This window comes from Micromonospora sp. NPDC049139 (assembly GCF_055586845.1).
Genome location: NZ_JBVJHK010000005.1, coordinates 1 through 18,195, shown reverse-complemented (window position 1 = coordinate 18,195; position 18,195 = coordinate 1). Strand labels below are relative to the sequence as shown.

Here is an 18,195-nt window from a genome sequence, read left to right as displayed (position 1 = left end):
AACCTGATGTCGTGACCACCTCCGCCCCGCTTCGACTCAAGCCGGTCGACATCGGTAAGCCCCGGATGCGGGGCTGGCTCCACACGTACGCGTTCTTCGTCGCCCTCGTCTGCGGGATCGTGCTCAGCGCGATCGCCGCCTCCCGACCCGGCTGGGCACCCCTGGTGAGCTGCGTGATCTACAGCCTCACGGTGTGCGGGCTGTTCGGAACCAGCGCCCTCTACCACCGGCGGGTGTGGTCCGAGCGCGGCTACCAGGTCATGCGCCGGATGGACCATTCGATGATCTTCGTGTTCATCGCGGGCACGTACACGCCGTTCTGCGTCCTGCTGCTGGAACCCCGGCCGGCCACGATCATGCTGTCGCTGGTCTGGGGCGGCGCGATCGCCGGGGTGGCGCTCAAGCTGGTCTGGCCGCACGCCCCGCGCTGGGTCTCCGCGCCGCTCTACCTGGCGCTCGGCTGGGTCTCGGTCGCGATGCTGCCCGACATCCTGCACCAGGGTGGTGTCACCGCCCTGGTGCTGCTCGCCGTCGGCGGCGCGATCTACAGCGCCGGCGCGGTCTTCTACGCGCTGCGCCGGCCCAATCCGTGGCCCACCGTCTTCGGCCACCACGAGTTCTTCCACGCCTGCACGCTGGTGGCGGCGCTCTGCCACCACATCGCCATCTACTTCGCCCTCTTCGCCTGACCCCACCGACCGACGCACCACCCGCGTTGACGGCTGCGCAGGACGACGGGGCCCCGCCACGCCGCGGAGCCCCGTCAGATCGGCGTCGGATGTCAGACCGTGCGGCGCGGCCGACGCACCTCGCGGTACTCCTCGACGACCCGGTCGTCCTGCACCGGCACGACCCGCTCGGCGACGACCCGGTCCTCGGCCACCGGGCGGGCGACGACGGTACGACGGCGCGTGTTCCAGAAGTGGAGGGTGACCAGCAGGCCGGCCAGGCCGGCGAGCATCAGCACCCAGCCGACGACCGCCAGGTTGAGCCAACCCAGATCCGCCTCCACGGCGAACGCGAAGATCGCACCCAACGCGATCAGGAAGATGCTGCCACCAAAACCCATGTCGTCGCCTCCTCGGCTGTCCCTGGCGTCTGCCTCCGCCGCGGCCATCGGTGAGGGTGCGGCATCCATCGACTTACCCAGGCGCTCTGATCGCCAATCGGGCAAGCTTGGGACATGACGGACGCTCACGCCGCGGGACGGACACTGGTGCTGCTCCGGCACGCCAAGGCCGAGCAGCCGGGGGATGTGCCGGACGAACGCCGCCCGCTAGCCGCCCGGGGGCACGCCGACGCGGCGGCGGCCGGTGCCTGGCTCGCCAAGCACGCGCTGCTGCCGGACGTCGTCATCTGCTCGACCGCCCGGCGCACCCGGGAGACCTGGCACGGCGTGGCGATGGGCATGACCGGGTCCCCACCCGAGGGCGGCTCGGCCGGCCCCGCCCCGGTCGTACGCTACGAGGCGGAGGCGTACGAGGCGCACATGGAGGACCTGTTGACGCTGGTCAGGCGGGTCGATCCGGCCGCCCGCACCGTCCTGCTGATCGCCCACAACCCGGGCATCTCGCTGCTCTCCGCCCTCCTGGACCCGTTACGCGCGGACCAGGACGGCATGCGTACCAGCGACGTCGTCGTGCACCGGCCCGAGGTCGGGTGGGCCGACCTGGACCGGGGACGGGCTCCGATCACCGATCAACACACCGCACGCGGCTGAGCCATCCGCCGGTGCTGGCGGATGGCTGAGGGGCCGCTCGATGTGCCGGTCGTGCCGCCGGTCGTCGTACCGCCGCTCAGGTTGGCGGCACGGCGGCGGCGTCGGTTCAGGGCGACGGCGTCGGCTCAGGACGGTGGCGCCGTCGGCGGCGGCGGATCGGGCGGCGGTGGCATCATCGCGGTCGGATGCGAGAGCCGGTTCTCCTCCACGATCAGGGTCCGCGCCCGCTTGCGGCGGTCCTGCCAGAACCAGAGCGTGGTCAGCAGTACGGCGAGCCCGGCCAGGATGAACACCCAGCCGACCGCCCGCAGGTCGACCCACCAGACGTTGGCCCTGATGGCGAAGGTGAGGATCGCGCCGATCGCGATCAGGAAGATCCCGCTACCAATGCCCATGTGCGCTGCACTCCCCCGTGCGATGGCTTCTGGGCGTTCTCTGCCGTGGTCCTGCGACGGTTACCCGCCACACCGCCCGGCTACCTGGCTGAGGCCACCGAATAGCCGAGGCGCCCCCTCTTCCGGAAGCTTCTTCGGGCCGGGGGGGGCCGGCTCTTCCCAGGGGCAATCGCCATCCGGGCACCCCGCGCATGCCGTCCCAGCTCGCCCACGACGCTGAGGCCGATCGCGTCGCGGTCGACCGCGGAGCGTGACGGACCTGGAAAATTCTGGGAGCTTCACGAGGAGTAACGAACACGCCGCCCGTCACTCAACCCAAAGTCGGCACGAATCGGAATAACAGGACGAGACCGGTACAGCTCGGCACCGCCAGCCCCACGCCTCCGCATCGCCTTTGCTCTGCACCCACGGACGCGACGGACACCGAGAGTGCCTGGTGCCTCCGTGGGTGCAGAGCAAAGGGCGGAGGAGGGCGTCCCTCGTCGGCGCGCTGACCGCGACGCTGCGTAACCGACGTGGTGACTGCGGGCCGATCGGCGGGCGCGGCACCTCCGGGGACGCCGACGGCCGGCGGGCTACCGCCCGCCGGCCGTCGTGCCTGCCCTCTGCCGGGTCGTCACCCGGCCGCGCGCAGCACCGCAGCGCCGCAGCGCCGCAGCAGCGCTGCGACACGGCGGCACCGCCGCGACACGGGCGTGGCGTGACTCAGAAGGCCTCCTCCGGGAGATCCATGATGTCCAGGTCGGTGCCCTCGATGATCCGCCGGTCGGCGCCGATGCGGGGCAGCACCTCGCGGGCGAAGAACCGGGCGGCGGCCACCTTGCCGGTGTAGAACGCCTTGTCAGCGACGGAGACCTCGCCGGCCAGGGCCTTCAGTGCCACGTCGGCCTGCCTCTGGAGCAGCCAGGCGACGACCAGGTCGCCGACCGCCAGCAGGAACCGGCGGCTGGCCAGGCCGACCTTGTAGAGCGCCCGGGCGTCGCCGCCCTGCGCCTCGCCCAGCCAGCCGGTCAGCACCCCGAGCATGTTCTGGATCTCGACGAGCGCCTTGCCGAGCGCCTGCCGCTCCTCCTTGAGCTGGCCGTTGCCGCCCTCGGTGGCGATGAACTCCTGGATCTCGCCGGCGACGACCATCAGGGCCTTGCCGTTGTCCCGGACGATCTTCCGGAAGATCAGGTCGAGGCTCTGGATCGCGGTGGTGCCCTCGTACAGGGTGTCGATCTTCGCGTCGCGGACGTACTGCTCCAGCGGGTAGTCCTGGAGGAAGCCGGAGCCGCCGAAGGTCTGCAGCGACTCGTGCCCGAGCAGCTCGTACGCGCGCTCCGAGCCGACGCCCTTGACCAGCGGCAGGAGCAGGTCGTTGACCCGCTTGGCCGTCTTGGCGGCCTTCTCGTCACCGGCCGTCTCGGCCAGGATGATCTTGTCCTGCCAGCTCGCCGTGTAGCAGACCAGGGCGCGCAGGCCCTCGGCGTACGACTTCTGCAGCATCAGCGAGCGGCGCACGTCCGGGTGGTGGGTGATGGTGACCCGCGGCGCGGTCTTGTCCGCCATCTGGGTCAGGTCGGCGCCCTGCACCCGGCTCTTGGCGTACTCGAGGGCGTTGAGGTAGCCGGTCGACAGGGTGGCGATCGCCTTGGTGCCGACCATCATCCGGGCATTCTCGATGATCATGAACATCTGCCGGATGCCGTCGTGCTTCTCGCCCAGCAGCCAGCCCTTGGCCGGCACGCCGTGCTCACCGAAGGTCACCTCGCAGGTGTTCGAGACCTTGAGGCCCATCTTGTGCTCGACGTTGGTGGCGAAGACGCCGTTGCGCTCGCCCAGCTCGCCGGTGTTCTCGTCGAAGTGGTACTTCGGCACCACGAACAGCGACAGGCCCTTGGTGCCCGGGCCGCCGACACCCTCGACACCGACCGGACGGGCCAGCACGTAGTGGATGATGTTGTCGCTCAGGTCGTGCTCCGCCGAGGTGATGAAGCGCTTCACGCCCTCGATGTGCCAGGAGCCGTCGGGCTGCGGAATGGCGCGGGCCCGGCCGGCGCCCACGTCCGAGCCGGCGTCCGGCTCGGTGAGCACCATCGTGGAGCCCCACTGCTTGTCGGCGAAGAGCTTGGCCCACTTCTTCTGCTGCTCGGTGCCCTCGACGTGCAGCACGTGCGCGAAGGACGGGCCGGAGGAGTACATCCAGACCGCGGCGTTGGCGCCGAGCACCAGCTCGGCGAGGGACCAGACCAGCGCCCGCGGCGCGGTGCTGCCGTCCAGCTCCGCCGGGAGCTCCAGCCGCCAGAACTCGGAGTTCATGAACGCCTGGTACGACTTCTTGAACGACTCGGGCAGCGGCGCGGTGTGCGTGGCCGGGTCGAAGACCGGCGGATTGCGGTCGCTGTCCAGGTAGCTGGCGGCCAGGTCCTCCCGGGCGAGGCGATCGACCTCGGCGAGGATGTCGCGCGCGGTGTCGACGTCCAGCTCCGTGTACGGCTCCTGGCCGAACGCCCGGTCCGCCCCGAAGACCTCGAAGAGGTTGAACTCGAGGTCCCGAAGATTGCTCTTGTAGTGGGTCATGCTCGCTGGCCCCGCTTCCGGACAGGTGTTACCGATCAGTAACCCCGACTCTATTACTCGCGGGTAGGCAGCGACAAGCCGATCTCGGAAGTGACGGCGGTTACACAGTTCCCGTTCAGGTTGCCGAGACCACCCCGACACCCTCGCGCGACGGCCACCGGCCTCAGCTCTCGGCCGCGCCGACCTCCCAGCTCGGTACGGCCGCGGTCGCGGTCGTGCCGTCGCGCGAGCCTGTGTACTCCATCAGGACCAGGGCGATGTCGTCGTCGAGCCGGCCGTGCACCCATTCCTTCAGAGCGGTCTCCAGCGAGGCGAGCCCGTCGGCGACGGTGCCGTGGCCGAGCAGCCGCCAGGCCCGGTCGGCGGTCGGGAAGAACTCCCCGTCCCGGCGCGCCTCGCCGAGCCCGTCGGTGAAGAGCAGCAGGCGGTCGCCGGGCTCCAACCGCTCGACCCGGGGGCGGACCACCGGCATGAAGCCCAGCGGCGGGGCCGGGGCCGGCGGTTCGAGCGGGATGACGGCGCCCCGGCGCAGCAGCAGCGGCGGCGGGTGACCGCAGTTGACGATGGTGAGCGTGCCGCCCCGCTCCTCGACCAACGCGGCGGTGACGAAGTCCTCGTCGCCCACGCTCCGGGCCACCGCCCGGTCCAGGTCGGTCACGATCGCCCGCAGGTCGGCCCGCTCGTACGCCACGTGCCGGTACGAACCCAGCACGATGCTGGCCAGCCGGACGGCGTCCAGCCCCTTGCCCCGCACGTCGCCGATGATCATCCGCACCCCGTACGGCGTGTCGATTGCCTCGTACAGGTCCCCGCCGATCTCGGCCGTGGCGGTGGAGGAGATGTAGCGGGCGGCGACCGAGAGAGTGCCGACCTGCGGCCCGAGCGGGCGCAGCACGGCCTGCTGCGCCACCGCCGCCAGCCGGGACAGCTCGGCGATCTGCTCGGCCTGCCGTTGCCGTACGGCCGCCGTGGCCGCCGCGATCCCGGTGCCCAGCGCGATGCACGTGACGGCTACCGCGGTGGAGAGCGACACGGTCTGCTCGCCGAGGGCGAAGCCCGCCCCGAGCGCCGTGGCGGCGGCACCCACCCCGAGCACGATCCGCCACGACGCCAGCGCGGCGGCCAGGAATGGCGCGGCGACCATGAGCGCGATGTAGTTCGCCGACCGCCCGTCGGCCAGCTCGACCGCCGAGACGATCGCGAGCAGGACGACGGCCGCGCCGAGGCCGGCGCGGGATCCGGGGCTCAGTGGGCCGCGGCCCGACTGGAAGGGTTTCGTGCGTACGAGGGACAGCATGCCTGATTGACGTGAACGGGTGAATGAAGCTGGCCCGTCGTCCGAGGATGTTCTGGCCGCGCGGATCACCCCGGCGGGCCGATCGCGGCCCGGCGAGGGCTCAGCCGAGCACCTCGTAGCGGACCTCGACGTGGCCCGCGTCCAACGAGGCGATCTCGGCGAACGCGGCCCGGGACAGGTCCAGGCAGCGCCCCTCGACGAACGGGCCGCGGTCGTTGATCCGCACCGTCACGGACTTGCCGTTCGCCGGATTGGTGACCCGGACCCTCGTGTCGAACGGCAGGGTCTTGTGGGCGGCGGTCAGCTCCGACGGATCGAAGGTCTCGCCGTTGGCGGTGAGCTGCCCCTCGGAGTAGAAGGAGGCGCCGCACGAGCCGCTGTCCACCACCGGTCGGGCGGTGCTGGTCTTCTTCGTCGCCGTGGGCTTCGGCGCGGCGGTGCGCGGCTTGCTCCGGGAGGGAGCCTGGGGCGACCGGGTGGCCGTCGGGCTGGCGGTCACGCTCGGCGACGCGCCGGCGCTCGGCGAGGCGGCCGGCGTGCTGGGGGCCGCGCTGCTCGGCACGCCGGTGGGCGACAGGTCGACGGCGGCCGGCCGCGCGGACTCCGAACCGGAGGTCAGCTGGACGGCGCCGACCGTGCCGCCGACGGCGAGGGCCACCCCGACCGCAGCGGTGGCCGCGATGGCGGCCGGCGAGGAGAACATGCGGGTACGGGAATGCCTGCCAGCCACCGGTCCGGTCCTTTCGTCATCCGACAAACCGGATCGGACCATAACGAGAGAAACACTTCCGAAGTCAACGTGATCATGTTGTTTTGCCCGCAATTGCGGTGATACGTGTAGCCGATCATCCGACCCGACGTGGGCCGGGCGGCCCGGGCGAGCCACGGCCTACGCGGGTCGCGTCGGTTGCCGCAGGATGGGTGGCATGCCCCCCGAGCTGAGTGGACGCCTCGTCGAGCTGGTCCGGTGGATCGATCCCGGCCCCGGCGCCAGTCACCTGGTCAGCGACGTCTCCGGCTGGTGGCGCGACCCCGAGGTGCTCGCCCGGCTGGGGCCAGCCCTGGTGGAGCCGTTCCGGGCCGCGCGGCCCACGGTGGTCGTCGCGCCGGCGGTGACGGGGTTCCTGCTCGGTCCACTCGCCGCCACGGCGCTCGGGGTCGGCTTCGTGCCGGCGCACAAGCCGGGCGACGGCCGGCTGCCCGCCGGGCCGCTCACCTGGGCGCAGAGCCCGCCGGACTTCCGCGGCCGGCGGGTTGACCTGGCCGTCCGGGACCACGGCCTCGACCGCGGCGACCGGGTGCTGGTGGTGGACGACTGGGTCGCCACCGGAGCCCAGGTCCGTGCGCTCTACGAGATCTGCGCCGCGCGCGGCGCCGAACCGGTCGGCACCGCCGCCGTCGTGCTCGACTGCCCGGCGGCGGTCGCCGCCGAGCTGCGGATCCGGGGGCTGGTCAGCGGCGACGACCTGACGTGACCCGGACGAACTCCTCGACCGCCGGGCAGGCCCGGCCGAGCACCTCCGCCGGGCGGGCCATCGGGCCGGGCACCTTCGGCGCGTGGCCGGCCTACTCGATCTCCGCGTGCGGGGTGAGCCGGCGGGCGACCAATGCGCAGGCACGAGATCAACGACGGCGGTAGCGTCGGCAGGATGTGGCCTCGGATCGGTGAACTGCGCACCCTCGCCCTCGGCACCCCCGGCGACCTGCGGACGCGACTGAACACCCTGGTGCTCGGCGGGGTGAAGACGGCGACCGCCGGCCTGCTCGCCGAGTACGCCGAGGAGGGCGAGGATCTGGAGCGCGTCGGCGAGCGGCTGGCCCTCGTGGACGACGAGGACTCGCTGGTCGGCGTCGTCGAGGTCACCGGCGTCGAGGTGGTCCGCTTCGCCGAGGTGACCTGGGACTTCGCCCGATCCGAGGGCGAGGGCGACCGCTCGGTCGAGGAGTGGCGCGAGGGGCACGCCGCCTACTGGGCGCGGGTCGGCACCCCCGTCACCGACGACAGCGAGGTCGTCTGCATCCGGTTCCGGCTGGTCTCGGCCGGCGACGGCGGCATCCCCACCGGGGACCTCGGCACCTGAGGGCGCCCGGCCGGGCCGACTGTCGCCTCCGGGGCCGGCGCCGGAGGCGGCCCGGCCTGATCGGCCCGGCCCCGGCCTGATCGGCCCGGCCCGGCCGGGGCCGGCCACCGAGCCGAACGGGCCCGCCGGGGTCGGTCAGTCCCGGCGCAGCTCGGGCAGCAGGCGGGTGGCCACGTCCACCAGGACGGCCTCGTCACCGGCGTACCAACTGCTGGCCCGGGGCCAGTGCGTGACCACGTCGGTGAAGCCGAGGGCGGCGGCCCGGCCGACCTGGTCGGCGAAGAACTCGGCGCTGTGCAGCGAGAAGACGGGCGCCGAGTCCAGCGACAGGTAGCGGTCCAGGGTGCCCGGGTCGCGGCCGGCCGCGGCGAGCGTCTTGTCCATCCGGGCGCAGAGCTCGGCCACCCCGTCCCACCAGCTCTCCAGGTCGTCCACGCCGGGGCCGGTGGTGACCCAGCCCTGACCGAACCGGGCCGCCAGCCGCATCGACCGGGGCCCGTTGGCGGCCACCACGAAGGGCACCCGGGGCGTCTGGACGCAGCCCGGGTTGTTGCGCGCGTCGACCGCCGTGAACCAGTCCCCGCGCCAGGTGGTGCCGTCCTCGCGCAGGACGAGGTCGAGCAGCTCGGTGAACTCGGCGAACCGGTCGACGCGCTGGCGCGGCGGCAGCGTCTCCCCGCCGAGCACGGCCGAGTCGAAGCCGATCCCACCCGCGCCGAGGCCGAGCAGCAGCCGCCCGCCGGAGACGTCGTCGAGCGCGGTGACCTGCCGGGCGAACGCCGCCGGATGCCGGAAGTTCGGCGAGGCGACCAGCGTCCCGAGCCGGATGCGGGTGGTCACCGTCGCGGCGGCGGTCAGCGTGGCCACCGAGTCGAACCACGGCCCGTCGACCAGGTCCCGCCAGCCCAGGTGGTCGTACGTCCAGGCGTGGTCGAAGCCCCACTCGTCCGCCTGCCGCCAACGGCGCTGCGAGTCGGACCAGCGCTGGTCGGGAAGGATCACGATGCCAATCCGCATGATCGCCAGCCTAACGGCCGCCGCCGGCCCGGACCCGCACCAGGCGGGCGCTCGCCATGTATCGATGATCTGAATATGGTGACGCCCGTGACCGCGATGCGCGAGCCGACGTTCCTGATCCTCACCGCGCTCGCCGGCGGCCCACGGCACGGCTACGGCATCATCCGGGACGTCACCGCCCTCTCCGCGCAACGCGTCACCCTGCTGCCGGGCACCCTCTACGCCGCGCTGGACCGGCTGCACGCGCAGGGGCTCGTCGCGCCCGACCGGGAGGAGACCGTCGACGGCCGGCTCCGCCGCTACTACCGCCTCACCCCGGACGGGGTCCACGCCCTCGACGCCGAGACCGCCCGGCTGCGCCAGCTCGCCGCCGCCGCCGAGACCCGGCTGCGCGCCCTGCGCCCCAGAACCGCCTGACCGCCCGCACGCCTTTCCACCGCACCGCCGCCGCACCGCCCGCACGCCTCCGCACCCCAGCACCGCCGCCGCACCACCACACCAGCTCCGCACCACCGCACCGCCGCTCCCGCCCGAACCGCTCGCGCGATCGCACCGCCGAATCCGCGCGTACCGACGAAAGGACGGCCATGCCGACGAACGGCGACCGCTCGCCCGCCGCTACCGGCGGCTGCTGTTCTGCCATCCGCGCGCCTACCGGCGTGACCGGGCCGACGAGATGGTCGGGGTCCTGCTGGACGCGGCGCCGGCCGGCCGCACCCGGCCCACCGCCCGCGAGGCCGCGAACCTGATCCGGCACGGCCTGCGCTGCCGGCTGGGACGGCCGGCAAGCCGCACGGTCGGCGTCTGGGCGACCCTCGCCGCCGTCGTCTGCGGGCTGTTCACCGCCGCCCTCACCACCCGGGGCGCGTGGGAGACCTCCCGGCCACTGCCGGACCGGGCCGAGACCGCCGCCGTCGTCGCCGCCGTGCTGCCCGGCCACGACCTCGGCGACGTCGACCTGGCGCCCGCACTCTTCACCTTCTACACCCAGCGGCTCACCGCGCGGAACATCGACAACCTGGTCTTCGGGGACGGCGGCGAGTACCAGGCGAGCAGCGCCGTGGCCGAGGTGACCGCGGCACCGCCGATGTCCGCCGACGAGACGCTCGCGCTCGCGCAGCGGCGCCTGCGCGAGACCGGCTGGCAGCTGTACGAGCCGACCGTCGGGCAGTACTCCGGTTGCGCCGACAAGTTCTGCTCCCGGATCACGGACACCACCGAGACGGCGGTGCCGGCCCGGCGCGGCGACACCGAACTCACCCTCCAGGTCCGCGCCGAGTCCCCCGGCGACACCGTCCAACTCTGGCTGAATCTGCGCCGGACGACCCCGCCGGCCGTGCTGCCGACCGGCATCGTCGGCGGCCTGCTCGGCGCGGGCCTCGGCTGGCTGGCGTTCGGCTGGGCCAGTCGCCGCACCGAGGCGTCGCACCCGGCCCGGGGCGCGGTCACCGTGCTGTACGCGCTCACCATGGTCCTGTGGTGGGCGCCCGTCCTGCTGACCGTGCCGACCCTGCTCCGCCACCACCTCGACGAACCGCACCCGACGTGGCACCCGCTGTGGGAGTGGCTCGGCCAGCCGGCGGCCCTGCTGTTGTTCCTGGCCGGTACGGCGACCGCACTGCTCGGGCTGGCGCTGGCCGCCGCGCCCCGCCGCGACCCCCTGCCCACGACCGCCGTCGGCTGACCGGCTCCGCCTCATTTCATGCTGGCCCGCTGGGTCGGGGCCTCCTTCAGTCCCACCAGAACGACCAGGAGTGCGCGCCCAGGATTCTCTCGGCGTAGGCAGTCAGCGTTCCAGCGCCCTGCCAGATGTTGTCAGGGCAGAAGGCGAAGTGCTCGGCCGCCACCTGGCAGGCGTGCTCGATCGAGGTCGGTGGGGCGGCGACGCTGAGGTGGAGGGTGTCGAATCCGACGCCGACAACTCGGACCCCGAAGCGGTCCTCCCAGCTCCGGACCACCGCCGAGATCTCTCCCGAGTCGTTGGTGTAGTTCAGGGGACCGGACCAGCCGCTGACGGCGAGTGTGTCCGCGCCACGAGCGGCCGGCACGAGCCCGAGACGCGCCGGCCTGATCACGAGGAATTCCGCGTACTGGTCGGCGAAGTCGTCGGGTGGTGCCGAGGCATCACCGGGCACGGCGAGGCCGGGCCAACGCTCACCGAAGGGGGCGGTGCCGGCAGCGCGTTCGGCCGCTGGCCGCATGTCGTCCTCGGCGGTCCTCGTGTGCGCGGTCCACCACCGGGCCAGCAACTCGGCTGCGTCATGGCGGTCCGGCGAGGACATGCCAGCCGGGAACACCTCCCCGTCGGCCCACGGACGAGTCTCCTCGCTCGACAGGCCACTCAGCAGCAGCGGCCACAGCCCGGATTGCCGGTGCTGTGACCGCAGCCGCGTCCAGAGCGCGGCTCCGACCGGGGCCTCGCTCAACCAGTACGTTGGCGATCCGCCGTCTCCTGGCTCGACGAGGCGGCCGGGCGGCAGCGTCCTCGGTGGGAACGATCCGAGCAGGCGCGGCAGGTCCGTGATCATGGCAGGAGCGTAGGAGGCCCGTACGACGAACTTCCGATCCGCGGAGGCGAGTGACGCGGGCCGGGGTCGGGGTCGGGGTTGCCACCCTGCACGGCACGGGATCCGGAGTGGACAGGGCCGTCCCGACGCGGCTTCGACTGCTAAGCTCCCGCCACTTGTCTGGGGCTTCCGGCCGGCGCGGATCGCTGACGCGTGACCTGCCACCGCATCGATGCGCCGCAGGGTCAGCTTCCCGGCGAGACGTCGTCCGGCCGTGGCCGGAACCCCTTCATCCTCTGTCTTGCAGGGAGGACGAGCGTGGTCCGAGGCTCGCTCATCCGCGCCGGCTTCGCCGCCGCCGTGTCGTTCACGTTCGCCGTGGGCCTCAGCCCGTTGTCGGCCGGCAGCGCGCAGGCCGAACCGGTCGCGGGAGAAGTGGTGGTCCCCGCCTCCTACGTCCTGGCCCCCCGGACAAAACTGTTCAGCGCGGGCCCCTCGGGTTTCCTGCGTCACGAGTCCACGCTGGGCTACCTGTGGACGAGCTACACCGGAGTCGACACGAAGCTCGACACGTACGCCCCGGATACGACCCTGGTTCCGGACCTCGGTGCCGGCTCGGACGTCGTCGCGGAACTCGACCATCCCGGGACCGTCATGCTCCGGGACATGGCGACCGGCCGATCGCGTACGGTCACGATTCCCGTCGGCCACACGTACGTCAGCACGCTGGGGTCGACGGTCGTGACCAAGGCGCAAGACGGGTCCGACGGCGACTACACGTGGCATCTCTTCGACTCCCACGACGATGGTTCCGTCAGCCGGCGTGCCGTCACGGGCGTCCCCGACGGGGTCGTGGTGCCGGGCGAGGCCGAGGCACCGCTGGGCGACGCACGCGGACAGGTCGTGCAGTACCGGGAGAACACCACGTTCCGCACCGGATTCCTCGACGTCGCACAGGGCCGGCTGATCCCGCTTCCGTACACGAACTGGATCGGCGACGGCGGCGTCGTCGTGCTCACCTCCACCCACCTGCTGTGGACGCGCGACGGCACCGTCTTCGTCCACTCCCGCGACGACCTGACCGCCACCCCACGGACCGTGCCGCTGCCCGGCGACGCGCAGGTGCTGGGGATGGTCGGCGAGACGCTCGTGGTGGGCCGGCACGACCCCTCGCTGGGGCCCCGGAACTTCCTGGAGCCGGTCTGGCGGGTCGAGGCGGTGGGCCTCGACGGTCGTACGGTGAGGACGCTGCTGGCCAGGACGAGGGGGCTTGCCATGCCGACCCCGGACGGCAGGCTCCTGGTGCAGGGCGGCCCCGACACGGACCGGTGGGGAGTCTCCCTCGTCGAGGCCGGGGACGGCGGCGACGTGACGATCCGCAAGATCGCCGAGGCGTACCCGCAGAAGATCCAGACGGTGTCCGGGCTGACCTTCACCCAGGGGCGGCTGACCACCCTGGACGACAACGCGGCGCAGAGCCGCCGCTACCTCCACACCCGGGAGATCGGCGTGACCGGCTCCCTCACGGTCGGGCCGCGTACCGCCCGGGGTCCCGCACCCGCCAGCTGCGACACCACGGCCTGCCCCGACCTCCACGACACCGGTGACGGCCGGACGGTCGTCTCGGGCCTCAGCTACGGCCGTACGGACGACGACCGGCAGCCCCACCTGCTGGGGCCGAACCAGCCCATGCCCGGAACCCGGATCGACGGCTCCCGCACGTACCACTCGGTGGCGGCGGTCGGCGGCCGCTTCGCGGCCCTCACGGCGGCCGGCGGCACGGGTACGGAGACCCGGGTCGTCGATCTCGACACCGGGAAGGCGGTGTTCACGACGACGGCCTCCGTCGAGGCGCTGTGGGGCACCACCCTGTGGGTGCGGGACGGCAACCACGCCGTGGCCCCCGTCGACGTGCTGACCGGGCAGCGGGGCGCTCAGGTGTCGTTCGGCCAGGGGTGCCTCCTGGAGGACCTCCAGGCCGTCGGGCGCTGGCTGCTGTGGACCTGCGTGGGCTCGGCGTCGGGTCAGGGCGTCTACGACACCGTCAAGCGGACGAACCTGCGACTCGCGTCCGGAGACGACTGGTCGTGGGCCAAGCTCGGCGACGGCTTCGTCGCGTCCGAGGTGAACGGGCAACTGAAGGTGACCGACGTCCGTGACGGGACGCCGAGGTCGCACACCGCCGGGGCGTTCGCGTCGTGGCGGCCCTGGGACGTCGACCCGTACACCGGCGTCATCGCCCACCTCGGCGCCGACGACGGCATCCATCTGGTCCCCAGCGGCGTCCCGGTCTCGCCCCTCGCCCAGCTCGACGCCACCGTCGCCACGTCGGCGCACGTCAAGGACGCCACCGGACACTGGAGCCCGAAGTGGTGGTTGTCCAAGCCGGCCGCCTCCTGGACGCTCGTGATCAGGAGTCAGACCAGCGGCGCCGTCGTCCGTACCCTCTCCGGCGGCCTGACGCGCGGTGTGGTGGCCACGGCGTGGAACGGCAAGGACGACCGCCGCCGCGTGATGCCCAACGGCACCTACACGTGGACGCTGACCGCCACGCCGGCCGACGGACAGGGCGCGGCCCTCACCAGGTCGGGGACCGTGAAGCTCAGCCACGAGTGCCACATCGGCGACCGCCCGCGGCTCGTCGTGGTCAGGTGCTCCTGACATGACCGCGCCGGACGGTGCCGTCCCCGGGCGTACCGCCCGGTTCGCCGCCCAGCTCGTGGCCACCGTCGCCGCTCCGCTCGACCCCGCGTCGGCGGACGCCCCGCAGGTGCTGCACTGGCCGGGGCGCAGGCTGCTGGTGCAGCGCGGGGACACCGAGCTGGCCGTCCGCGACCTGGACGGGGAGGGGGCGGAGATCCGCTTCCCCGCGCCCTGGCCCCGCCGGTACGGCTCGACGGCGGTCTCTCCCACGGGCGACGTCGCCGTGTTCGTCGGCGTCCACGCGTTGCGAGCGGTGGATCCGACCGGCGCCGTGCGGTGGGAGATCCGGCACGGATGCTGGTCCGCCGCCGTGTGCACCGAGGCCCACGCCTCGTTCTCCGAGTACGCCGACGACCACCACCACGGCCACGCGGACAGCGGCTCGGCGGCCTTCTCCTCGGACGGCAAGCTCCTCTGGGCCCACGTCTGCAACAGCGTGGGGGACGACGTCGAGGAGGAATGGCTGATCCTCGACCCCACCGACGGCAGGGTGCTGGCCCGGGCCGGGACGACGACCGTGGCATCCGGCTCCATCCACCTCCCCCATCCGGACCCGGCGTACATGGGACTGACTGTCCTCGCGGGCGAGGAGGACTCGCCCGTGCTGTGGGGGCACTGGGACGGCACGGCGCTCACTGTCCAGCGGTTCGCCGAGGAGGTCCTCCTCGCCGTGAGCCCGTCCGGGGAGCACTTCCTGACCACGGATCCGGGGCAGTGGGCCCTCTACCTGCACCGGGCGGAGGACGGCACGGAGCTGCGGCGGCTGAACGCCGACGAAGCCGTGCCCCCTGCCTCAACCGCGGACGACCGCGTTTGTTGGGGCTACGAGGCGGCGTTCCCGTACGACGACAGCGCCGTGGTCGGCACCGAGTACGACGAGGAGATCCCCCGCCACTGGCTGGTCGACACCCGCACGATGGCCGTGCGCGGCCGGATCGCCTATCCCTTCCCCGTCTCGGGATCTCCCCGCTCGGCGGGGCGGGGCGCCTGGTACACGGTCTCCAGGGACGCCGCCGTCCATTTGTGGAGCCTGCCGCAGGCGACCGGTACCTGACCATGGGGCTTGATGATCTTCCCCGCGCTCCCTGCCTCCCACGGCGACCGGCCCAGTAGGCTCGCGCCCAAAATCCTCGGTGCGAAAGCGCCGATCCTTGTCACGGGGGGCGGGAGGTCGGGTGCGCGTCAAAGCGATCGCACGTCTGATGGTCGCGGCGCTGGGCGCCGCTTTCGGCGTGGTGGCGCCGATGGGTTCCGGTACGGCGTACGCCGACGGCGCGGTCGGTCTCGGCATCGACACGTACGCGGAGATGGTGGTCGACTCGGCGCGCGGTCGGCTGTTCTTCAGCCAGGGGCGGGAGCGTTCGGGCGTGCGGTTGACGGACCTGTCCGGCGGCTCGCAGCGGACGATCCCGAACCTGCCGGGCGCCAGCGGCATGGCGCTGAGCCCGGACGGCTCGACGCTCTACGTGGCCCTCGCCGACGTGGGCGCGGTTGCCGCGATCGACACCACCACGCTGACCGAGACGCGTCGCTACAGCACCGGCGCGAGCAGCTGTCCCACCTGGCTGGCGCCGGCCGGCGGGAAGATCTACGTCGGCTATGGATGCCAGTCCGGGAAGGGCAAGCTGGGGTCGATCGACGTACGCGGGGCGACGCCGATCGTCGCCTTGGACCTGCCCCTCAACGGCCAGTACTACTACCCGCCGCTGCTCCGGAGCACCCCGGCCAACCCGAATCTGCTGCTGCTGGTGAACCGGTCCCGCGTCTCGTTCGCCATCTCGGGCGAGCCGAGTCTGTACGACGTCTCGTCCGGGACGCCGTCGCATGTCGCGTCCCTGGCCGGGGAGACCTGCACCGGCCTGCACGACGCCGCGCTGACGGCCGACAAGGTGATCCTCGCCTGCTCCTACCTGTGGGACCCACAGTCGAACTCCCGCTTGGTGGCGACCGAGCACGCGGCGTTCTCCACGGCGGACCTGTCGCCCGCGGGCGCGTACCCGTCCGGGACCTGGCCGACGGCCGTGACGACGTCTCCGAACGGTTCCTTCGTCGTCCTCGGCGCCAGCGAGAGCAATTCGATCCACGTCAAGCGACCGGACGGGACCGTGGTCCGCCGGTACGACCTCCCGCCGGGCAACCACCTCGAGGTGCGGGGCCTCGCCGTCAGCGCCGACAACCGCACGCTCTACGCCGTCACCACCGATCAGGACCGGAAGAACCCGGCCCTGCGGGTGCTGACCGACTTCGGCACCACCGGATCCTCGCTCCTGCTGGCCGCGCCGACAACGAGCACCCGCACCGCGCCACTCACCGTCCACGGGAAGTTGGCGTTCGCTGGTGCGAACGTGTCGACGCCGTGGACGCTGCGGGTCGCGAAGCAGGACCTCGCCGGCGGCCACCCGCTGCCGGACGTCACCACTGCCGCGGACGGCTCGTTCTCCTTCTCCGACACGCCGCTGGTCGGCGCGGCCAACACCTACACGGTGACCTTCCCCGGCGACGCCGCGCGCCCGGGGGCGACCCAGTCGGTCACCGTGCAGGTCTCGCGCGCCGCCACTACGTTGAGCGTCATGGCGAAGGCGACGGCCGACCGCCGCGCGGCGGTGACCGCCCAGCTCGGTGCCACCTACACGAACCGCACGGTCTGCCTGTACGCCCAGCCCTACAGGTCCACTCGCAAAACGATCACCTGCGGCACAGTGGATTCGAACGGCAAGCTGACGGCCACGTATCCGACGTACCAGCGGGTCACGTTCAGCGCGAGCTTCGCCGGGGACCACCGGTACGCGCCCGCCGAGGCGTCGGTACGCACGTACGGGTTCCACTGGAGGAAGCCCGGGGTGTTCCGAGGCTACTGATGGGCCCACCTGTGACCCGGATGGGCCACGACAGCCCACGCGCCGCGCTGATCTATCAGCACGCCAACCGGGAGGCCGACCAAGGGATCACCGAGGCGATCGACAAGCGGTGAAGACGGCCCGGCGCAGGCCGAGCAAACGCGAGCCGAGGCGGGCCGCCGGAGGTGGCCGGCCGGCTGCCGAGACGAGCTGATGGCCCGCTAACGGCCCACGGCCTGTTTCAGCTCGCCTGACAATACGAAAGCCCTGATCGGGACTGTCGTCCTGGTCAGGGCCTTCGCGTTGGAGCGGGTGACGGGAATCGAACCCGCACTGTCAGCTTGGGAATCGGATTGATCACGCTGCTGAGCAACCGTGCCGCCTGGCTATCGAGGATGGAAGGGATCGGTCGATGTCGTGCAAGGGGCCGCTGTTGACCGCTGCTGACCGCTCCATCGGGCACACGGTCTCGCTACCCTCCTGGTGTGCGTAGGCGGATCAAGTTCGTCCTGGCGCTGACGCCCGCAGACACACGCCAGGTTGAGGCGGTGCGAGCGGATCACTCCTTGCCGCTGCGTGAGATGGTTGGCCACGCCGTTACAGACGACGGGTTCACGGCCCTCTGCGGAGCAGACGTGATGCCGGCGGTGCCGAGAACCGACTTCTGGGATGACCTCATGGATGAGCAGTGGGGGCCGATCCGTCTGTGCAGGCCGTGCAGCTCCGCCGCCTCGTCGGGTTGACGATCGGCTTCCCTGCCCCTGCCTTGCAAAGGTGGATGACGGGGCGGTGAGTCCTCTCGACAAGCCGCAACGCTTGTCGTCTGCTACTCAGCGCCCGTCGTCCTCTGTTGGAACCTCACAACGGCTATCAGCGCTTCTGCTGACTTCTTGCTGATGATCCAGCCTGCCTAAGGGACGTCTCGTAACTGGGTCTCGCGTCCATCGTGGATCATGGTGGGGTGCAGGTGATCTCGGCAGCCCGCCCGGAGTGGATCTTCCCGTTCACCGGGCTGCAGCCCGCCCAGTTCCGCAGGCTGGTCCGGCTGGTCGCCGAGCGCGGCGGTGACGGCATCG

At 72.2% G+C, this 18,195-nt stretch carries 16 protein-coding genes and 1 pseudogene; 10 read left to right on the top strand and 7 right to left on the bottom strand.

The features are described from left to right. Positions 1-11 precede the first annotated feature (11 nt). On the top strand, positions 12-689 hold the full coding sequence (gene trhA / locus ACZ6Q9_RS11220; RefSeq protein WP_393259697.1) for a PAQR family membrane homeostasis protein TrhA: 678 nt from the start codon (positions 12-14) through the stop codon (positions 687-689). 92 nt (positions 690-781) lie between these two features. Here trhA and ACZ6Q9_RS11215 read toward each other — a convergent pair whose 3' ends face one another. Then, the gene (locus ACZ6Q9_RS11215) at positions 782-1,069 is read right to left on the bottom strand and encodes a DUF6458 family protein (RefSeq protein ID WP_350702267.1); all 288 of its coding nucleotides are present in this window, start codon (positions 1,067-1,069) and stop codon (positions 782-784) included. Between the two features lie 114 nt (positions 1,070-1,183). On the opposite strand from ACZ6Q9_RS11215, the gene ACZ6Q9_RS11210 reads away from it, so the two are divergent. Further along, the gene (locus ACZ6Q9_RS11210) at positions 1,184-1,720 is read left to right on the top strand and encodes a SixA phosphatase family protein (RefSeq protein ID WP_393259695.1); all 537 of its coding nucleotides are present in this window, start codon (positions 1,184-1,186) and stop codon (positions 1,718-1,720) included. Positions 1,721-1,845: 125 nt separating this feature from the next. Here ACZ6Q9_RS11210 and ACZ6Q9_RS11205 read toward each other — a convergent pair whose 3' ends face one another. The 4 genes from ACZ6Q9_RS11205 to ACZ6Q9_RS11190 all read right to left on the bottom strand — a co-directional run bounded on the left by ACZ6Q9_RS11205 (position 1,846) and on the right by ACZ6Q9_RS11190 (position 6,704). Further along, on the bottom strand, positions 1,846-2,115 hold the full coding sequence (locus ACZ6Q9_RS11205) for a DUF6458 family protein (RefSeq protein WP_043961115.1): 270 nt from the start codon (positions 2,113-2,115) through the stop codon (positions 1,846-1,848). A 705-nt stretch (positions 2,116-2,820) separates the two neighbouring features. Continuing rightward, the gene (locus tag ACZ6Q9_RS11200) at positions 2,821-4,677 is read right to left on the bottom strand and encodes an acyl-CoA dehydrogenase (protein WP_396828791.1); all 1,857 of its coding nucleotides are present in this window, start codon (positions 4,675-4,677) and stop codon (positions 2,821-2,823) included. Between the two features lie 163 nt (positions 4,678-4,840). Continuing rightward, positions 4,841-5,974, bottom strand: coding sequence for a PP2C family protein-serine/threonine phosphatase (locus tag ACZ6Q9_RS11195; RefSeq protein WP_396828793.1), 1,134 nt, complete (start codon positions 5,972-5,974; stop codon positions 4,841-4,843). A gap of 100 nt (positions 5,975-6,074) precedes the next feature. Continuing rightward, entirely contained in the window at positions 6,075-6,704 is a 630-nt protein-coding gene (locus ACZ6Q9_RS11190) for a septal ring lytic transglycosylase RlpA family protein (RefSeq protein WP_393259689.1), read from the bottom strand. Positions 6,705-6,900: 196 nt separating this feature from the next. Between ACZ6Q9_RS11190 and ACZ6Q9_RS11185 the strand changes: the two genes are divergently transcribed. Together ACZ6Q9_RS11185 and ACZ6Q9_RS11180 are read left to right on the top strand one after the other, a co-directional pair. Next, positions 6,901-7,449 (top strand): phosphoribosyltransferase family protein, encoded by a 549-nt coding sequence (locus ACZ6Q9_RS11185; RefSeq protein ID WP_393259687.1) that lies wholly within the window; start codon positions 6,901-6,903, stop codon positions 7,447-7,449. Positions 7,450-7,623: 174 nt separating this feature from the next. Then, on the top strand, positions 7,624-8,055 hold the full coding sequence (locus ACZ6Q9_RS11180) for an ASCH domain-containing protein (RefSeq protein WP_393458902.1): 432 nt from the start codon (positions 7,624-7,626) through the stop codon (positions 8,053-8,055). A gap of 135 nt (positions 8,056-8,190) precedes the next feature. On the opposite strand, the gene ACZ6Q9_RS11175 is transcribed toward ACZ6Q9_RS11180, so the two are convergent. Then, a complete protein-coding gene (locus ACZ6Q9_RS11175; protein ID WP_396828796.1) occupies positions 8,191-9,072 on the bottom strand; it encodes an LLM class flavin-dependent oxidoreductase in 882 nt (293 codons plus the stop codon). A gap of 96 nt (positions 9,073-9,168) precedes the next feature. On the opposite strand from ACZ6Q9_RS11175, the gene ACZ6Q9_RS11170 reads away from it, so the two are divergent. Next, a complete protein-coding gene (locus tag ACZ6Q9_RS11170; RefSeq protein ID WP_350702708.1) occupies positions 9,169-9,489 on the top strand; it encodes a PadR family transcriptional regulator in 321 nt (106 codons plus the stop codon). Positions 9,490-9,748: 259 nt separating this feature from the next. Further along, positions 9,749-10,756, top strand: coding sequence for a hypothetical protein (locus tag ACZ6Q9_RS11165; RefSeq protein WP_396828798.1), 1,008 nt, complete (start codon positions 9,749-9,751; stop codon positions 10,754-10,756). A 46-nt stretch (positions 10,757-10,802) separates the two neighbouring features. On the opposite strand, the gene ACZ6Q9_RS11160 is transcribed toward ACZ6Q9_RS11165, so the two are convergent. Next, on the bottom strand, positions 10,803-11,600 hold the full coding sequence (locus tag ACZ6Q9_RS11160) for a DUF4253 domain-containing protein (protein WP_396828800.1): 798 nt from the start codon (positions 11,598-11,600) through the stop codon (positions 10,803-10,805). A gap of 297 nt (positions 11,601-11,897) precedes the next feature. On the opposite strand from ACZ6Q9_RS11160, the gene ACZ6Q9_RS11155 reads away from it, so the two are divergent. The 4 genes and pseudogenes from ACZ6Q9_RS11155 to ACZ6Q9_RS11140 all read left to right on the top strand — a co-directional run. Continuing rightward, positions 11,898-14,240 carry a FlgD immunoglobulin-like domain containing protein gene (locus ACZ6Q9_RS11155; RefSeq protein WP_396828801.1) on the top strand — a complete coding sequence of 781 codons (2,343 nt, stop codon included), beginning with the start codon at positions 11,898-11,900 and terminating at the stop codon, positions 14,238-14,240. A gap of 1 nt (position 14,241) precedes the next feature. Next, entirely contained in the window at positions 14,242-15,336 is a 1,095-nt protein-coding gene (locus ACZ6Q9_RS11150) for a hypothetical protein (RefSeq protein WP_396828802.1), read from the top strand. Between the two features lie 121 nt (positions 15,337-15,457). Further along, positions 15,458-17,140 (top strand): hypothetical protein, encoded by a 1,683-nt coding sequence (locus ACZ6Q9_RS11145; protein ID WP_396828804.1) that lies wholly within the window; start codon positions 15,458-15,460, stop codon positions 17,138-17,140. A gap of 940 nt (positions 17,141-18,080) precedes the next feature. Beyond that, positions 18,081-18,195 (top strand): annotated as a pseudogene (locus tag ACZ6Q9_RS11140) (IS5/IS1182 family transposase); the annotation flags it as partial.

Excerpts from the sequence above, each read along its gene's own strand:
- ACZ6Q9_RS11215 (WP_350702267.1), bottom strand. The coding sequence starts at position 1,069 with ATGGGTTTTGGTGGCAGCATCTTCCTGATCGCGTTGGGTGCGATCTTC.
- ACZ6Q9_RS11210 (WP_393259695.1), top strand. The coding sequence starts at position 1,184 with ATGACGGACGCTCACGCCGCGGGACGGACACTGGTGCTGCTCCGGCAC.
- ACZ6Q9_RS11205 (WP_043961115.1), bottom strand. The coding sequence starts at position 2,115 with ATGGGCATTGGTAGCGGGATCTTCCTGATCGCGATCGGCGCGATCCTC.
- ACZ6Q9_RS11200 (WP_396828791.1), bottom strand. The coding sequence starts at position 4,677 with ATGACCCACTACAAGAGCAATCTTCGGGACCTCGAGTTCAACCTCTTC.
- ACZ6Q9_RS11195 (WP_396828793.1), bottom strand. The coding sequence starts at position 5,974 with ATGCTGTCCCTCGTACGCACGAAACCCTTCCAGTCGGGCCGCGGCCCA.
- ACZ6Q9_RS11185 (WP_393259687.1), top strand. The coding sequence starts at position 6,901 with ATGCCCCCCGAGCTGAGTGGACGCCTCGTCGAGCTGGTCCGGTGGATC.
- ACZ6Q9_RS11180 (WP_393458902.1), top strand. The coding sequence starts at position 7,624 with ATGTGGCCTCGGATCGGTGAACTGCGCACCCTCGCCCTCGGCACCCCC.
- ACZ6Q9_RS11175 (WP_396828796.1), bottom strand. The coding sequence starts at position 9,072 with ATGCGGATTGGCATCGTGATCCTTCCCGACCAGCGCTGGTCCGACTCG.
- ACZ6Q9_RS11170 (WP_350702708.1), top strand. The coding sequence starts at position 9,169 with ATGCGCGAGCCGACGTTCCTGATCCTCACCGCGCTCGCCGGCGGCCCA.
- ACZ6Q9_RS11165 (WP_396828798.1), top strand. The coding sequence starts at position 9,749 with ATGGTCGGGGTCCTGCTGGACGCGGCGCCGGCCGGCCGCACCCGGCCC.
- ACZ6Q9_RS11160 (WP_396828800.1), bottom strand. The coding sequence starts at position 11,600 with ATGATCACGGACCTGCCGCGCCTGCTCGGATCGTTCCCACCGAGGACG.
- ACZ6Q9_RS11150 (WP_396828802.1), top strand. The coding sequence starts at position 14,242 with ATGACCGCGCCGGACGGTGCCGTCCCCGGGCGTACCGCCCGGTTCGCC.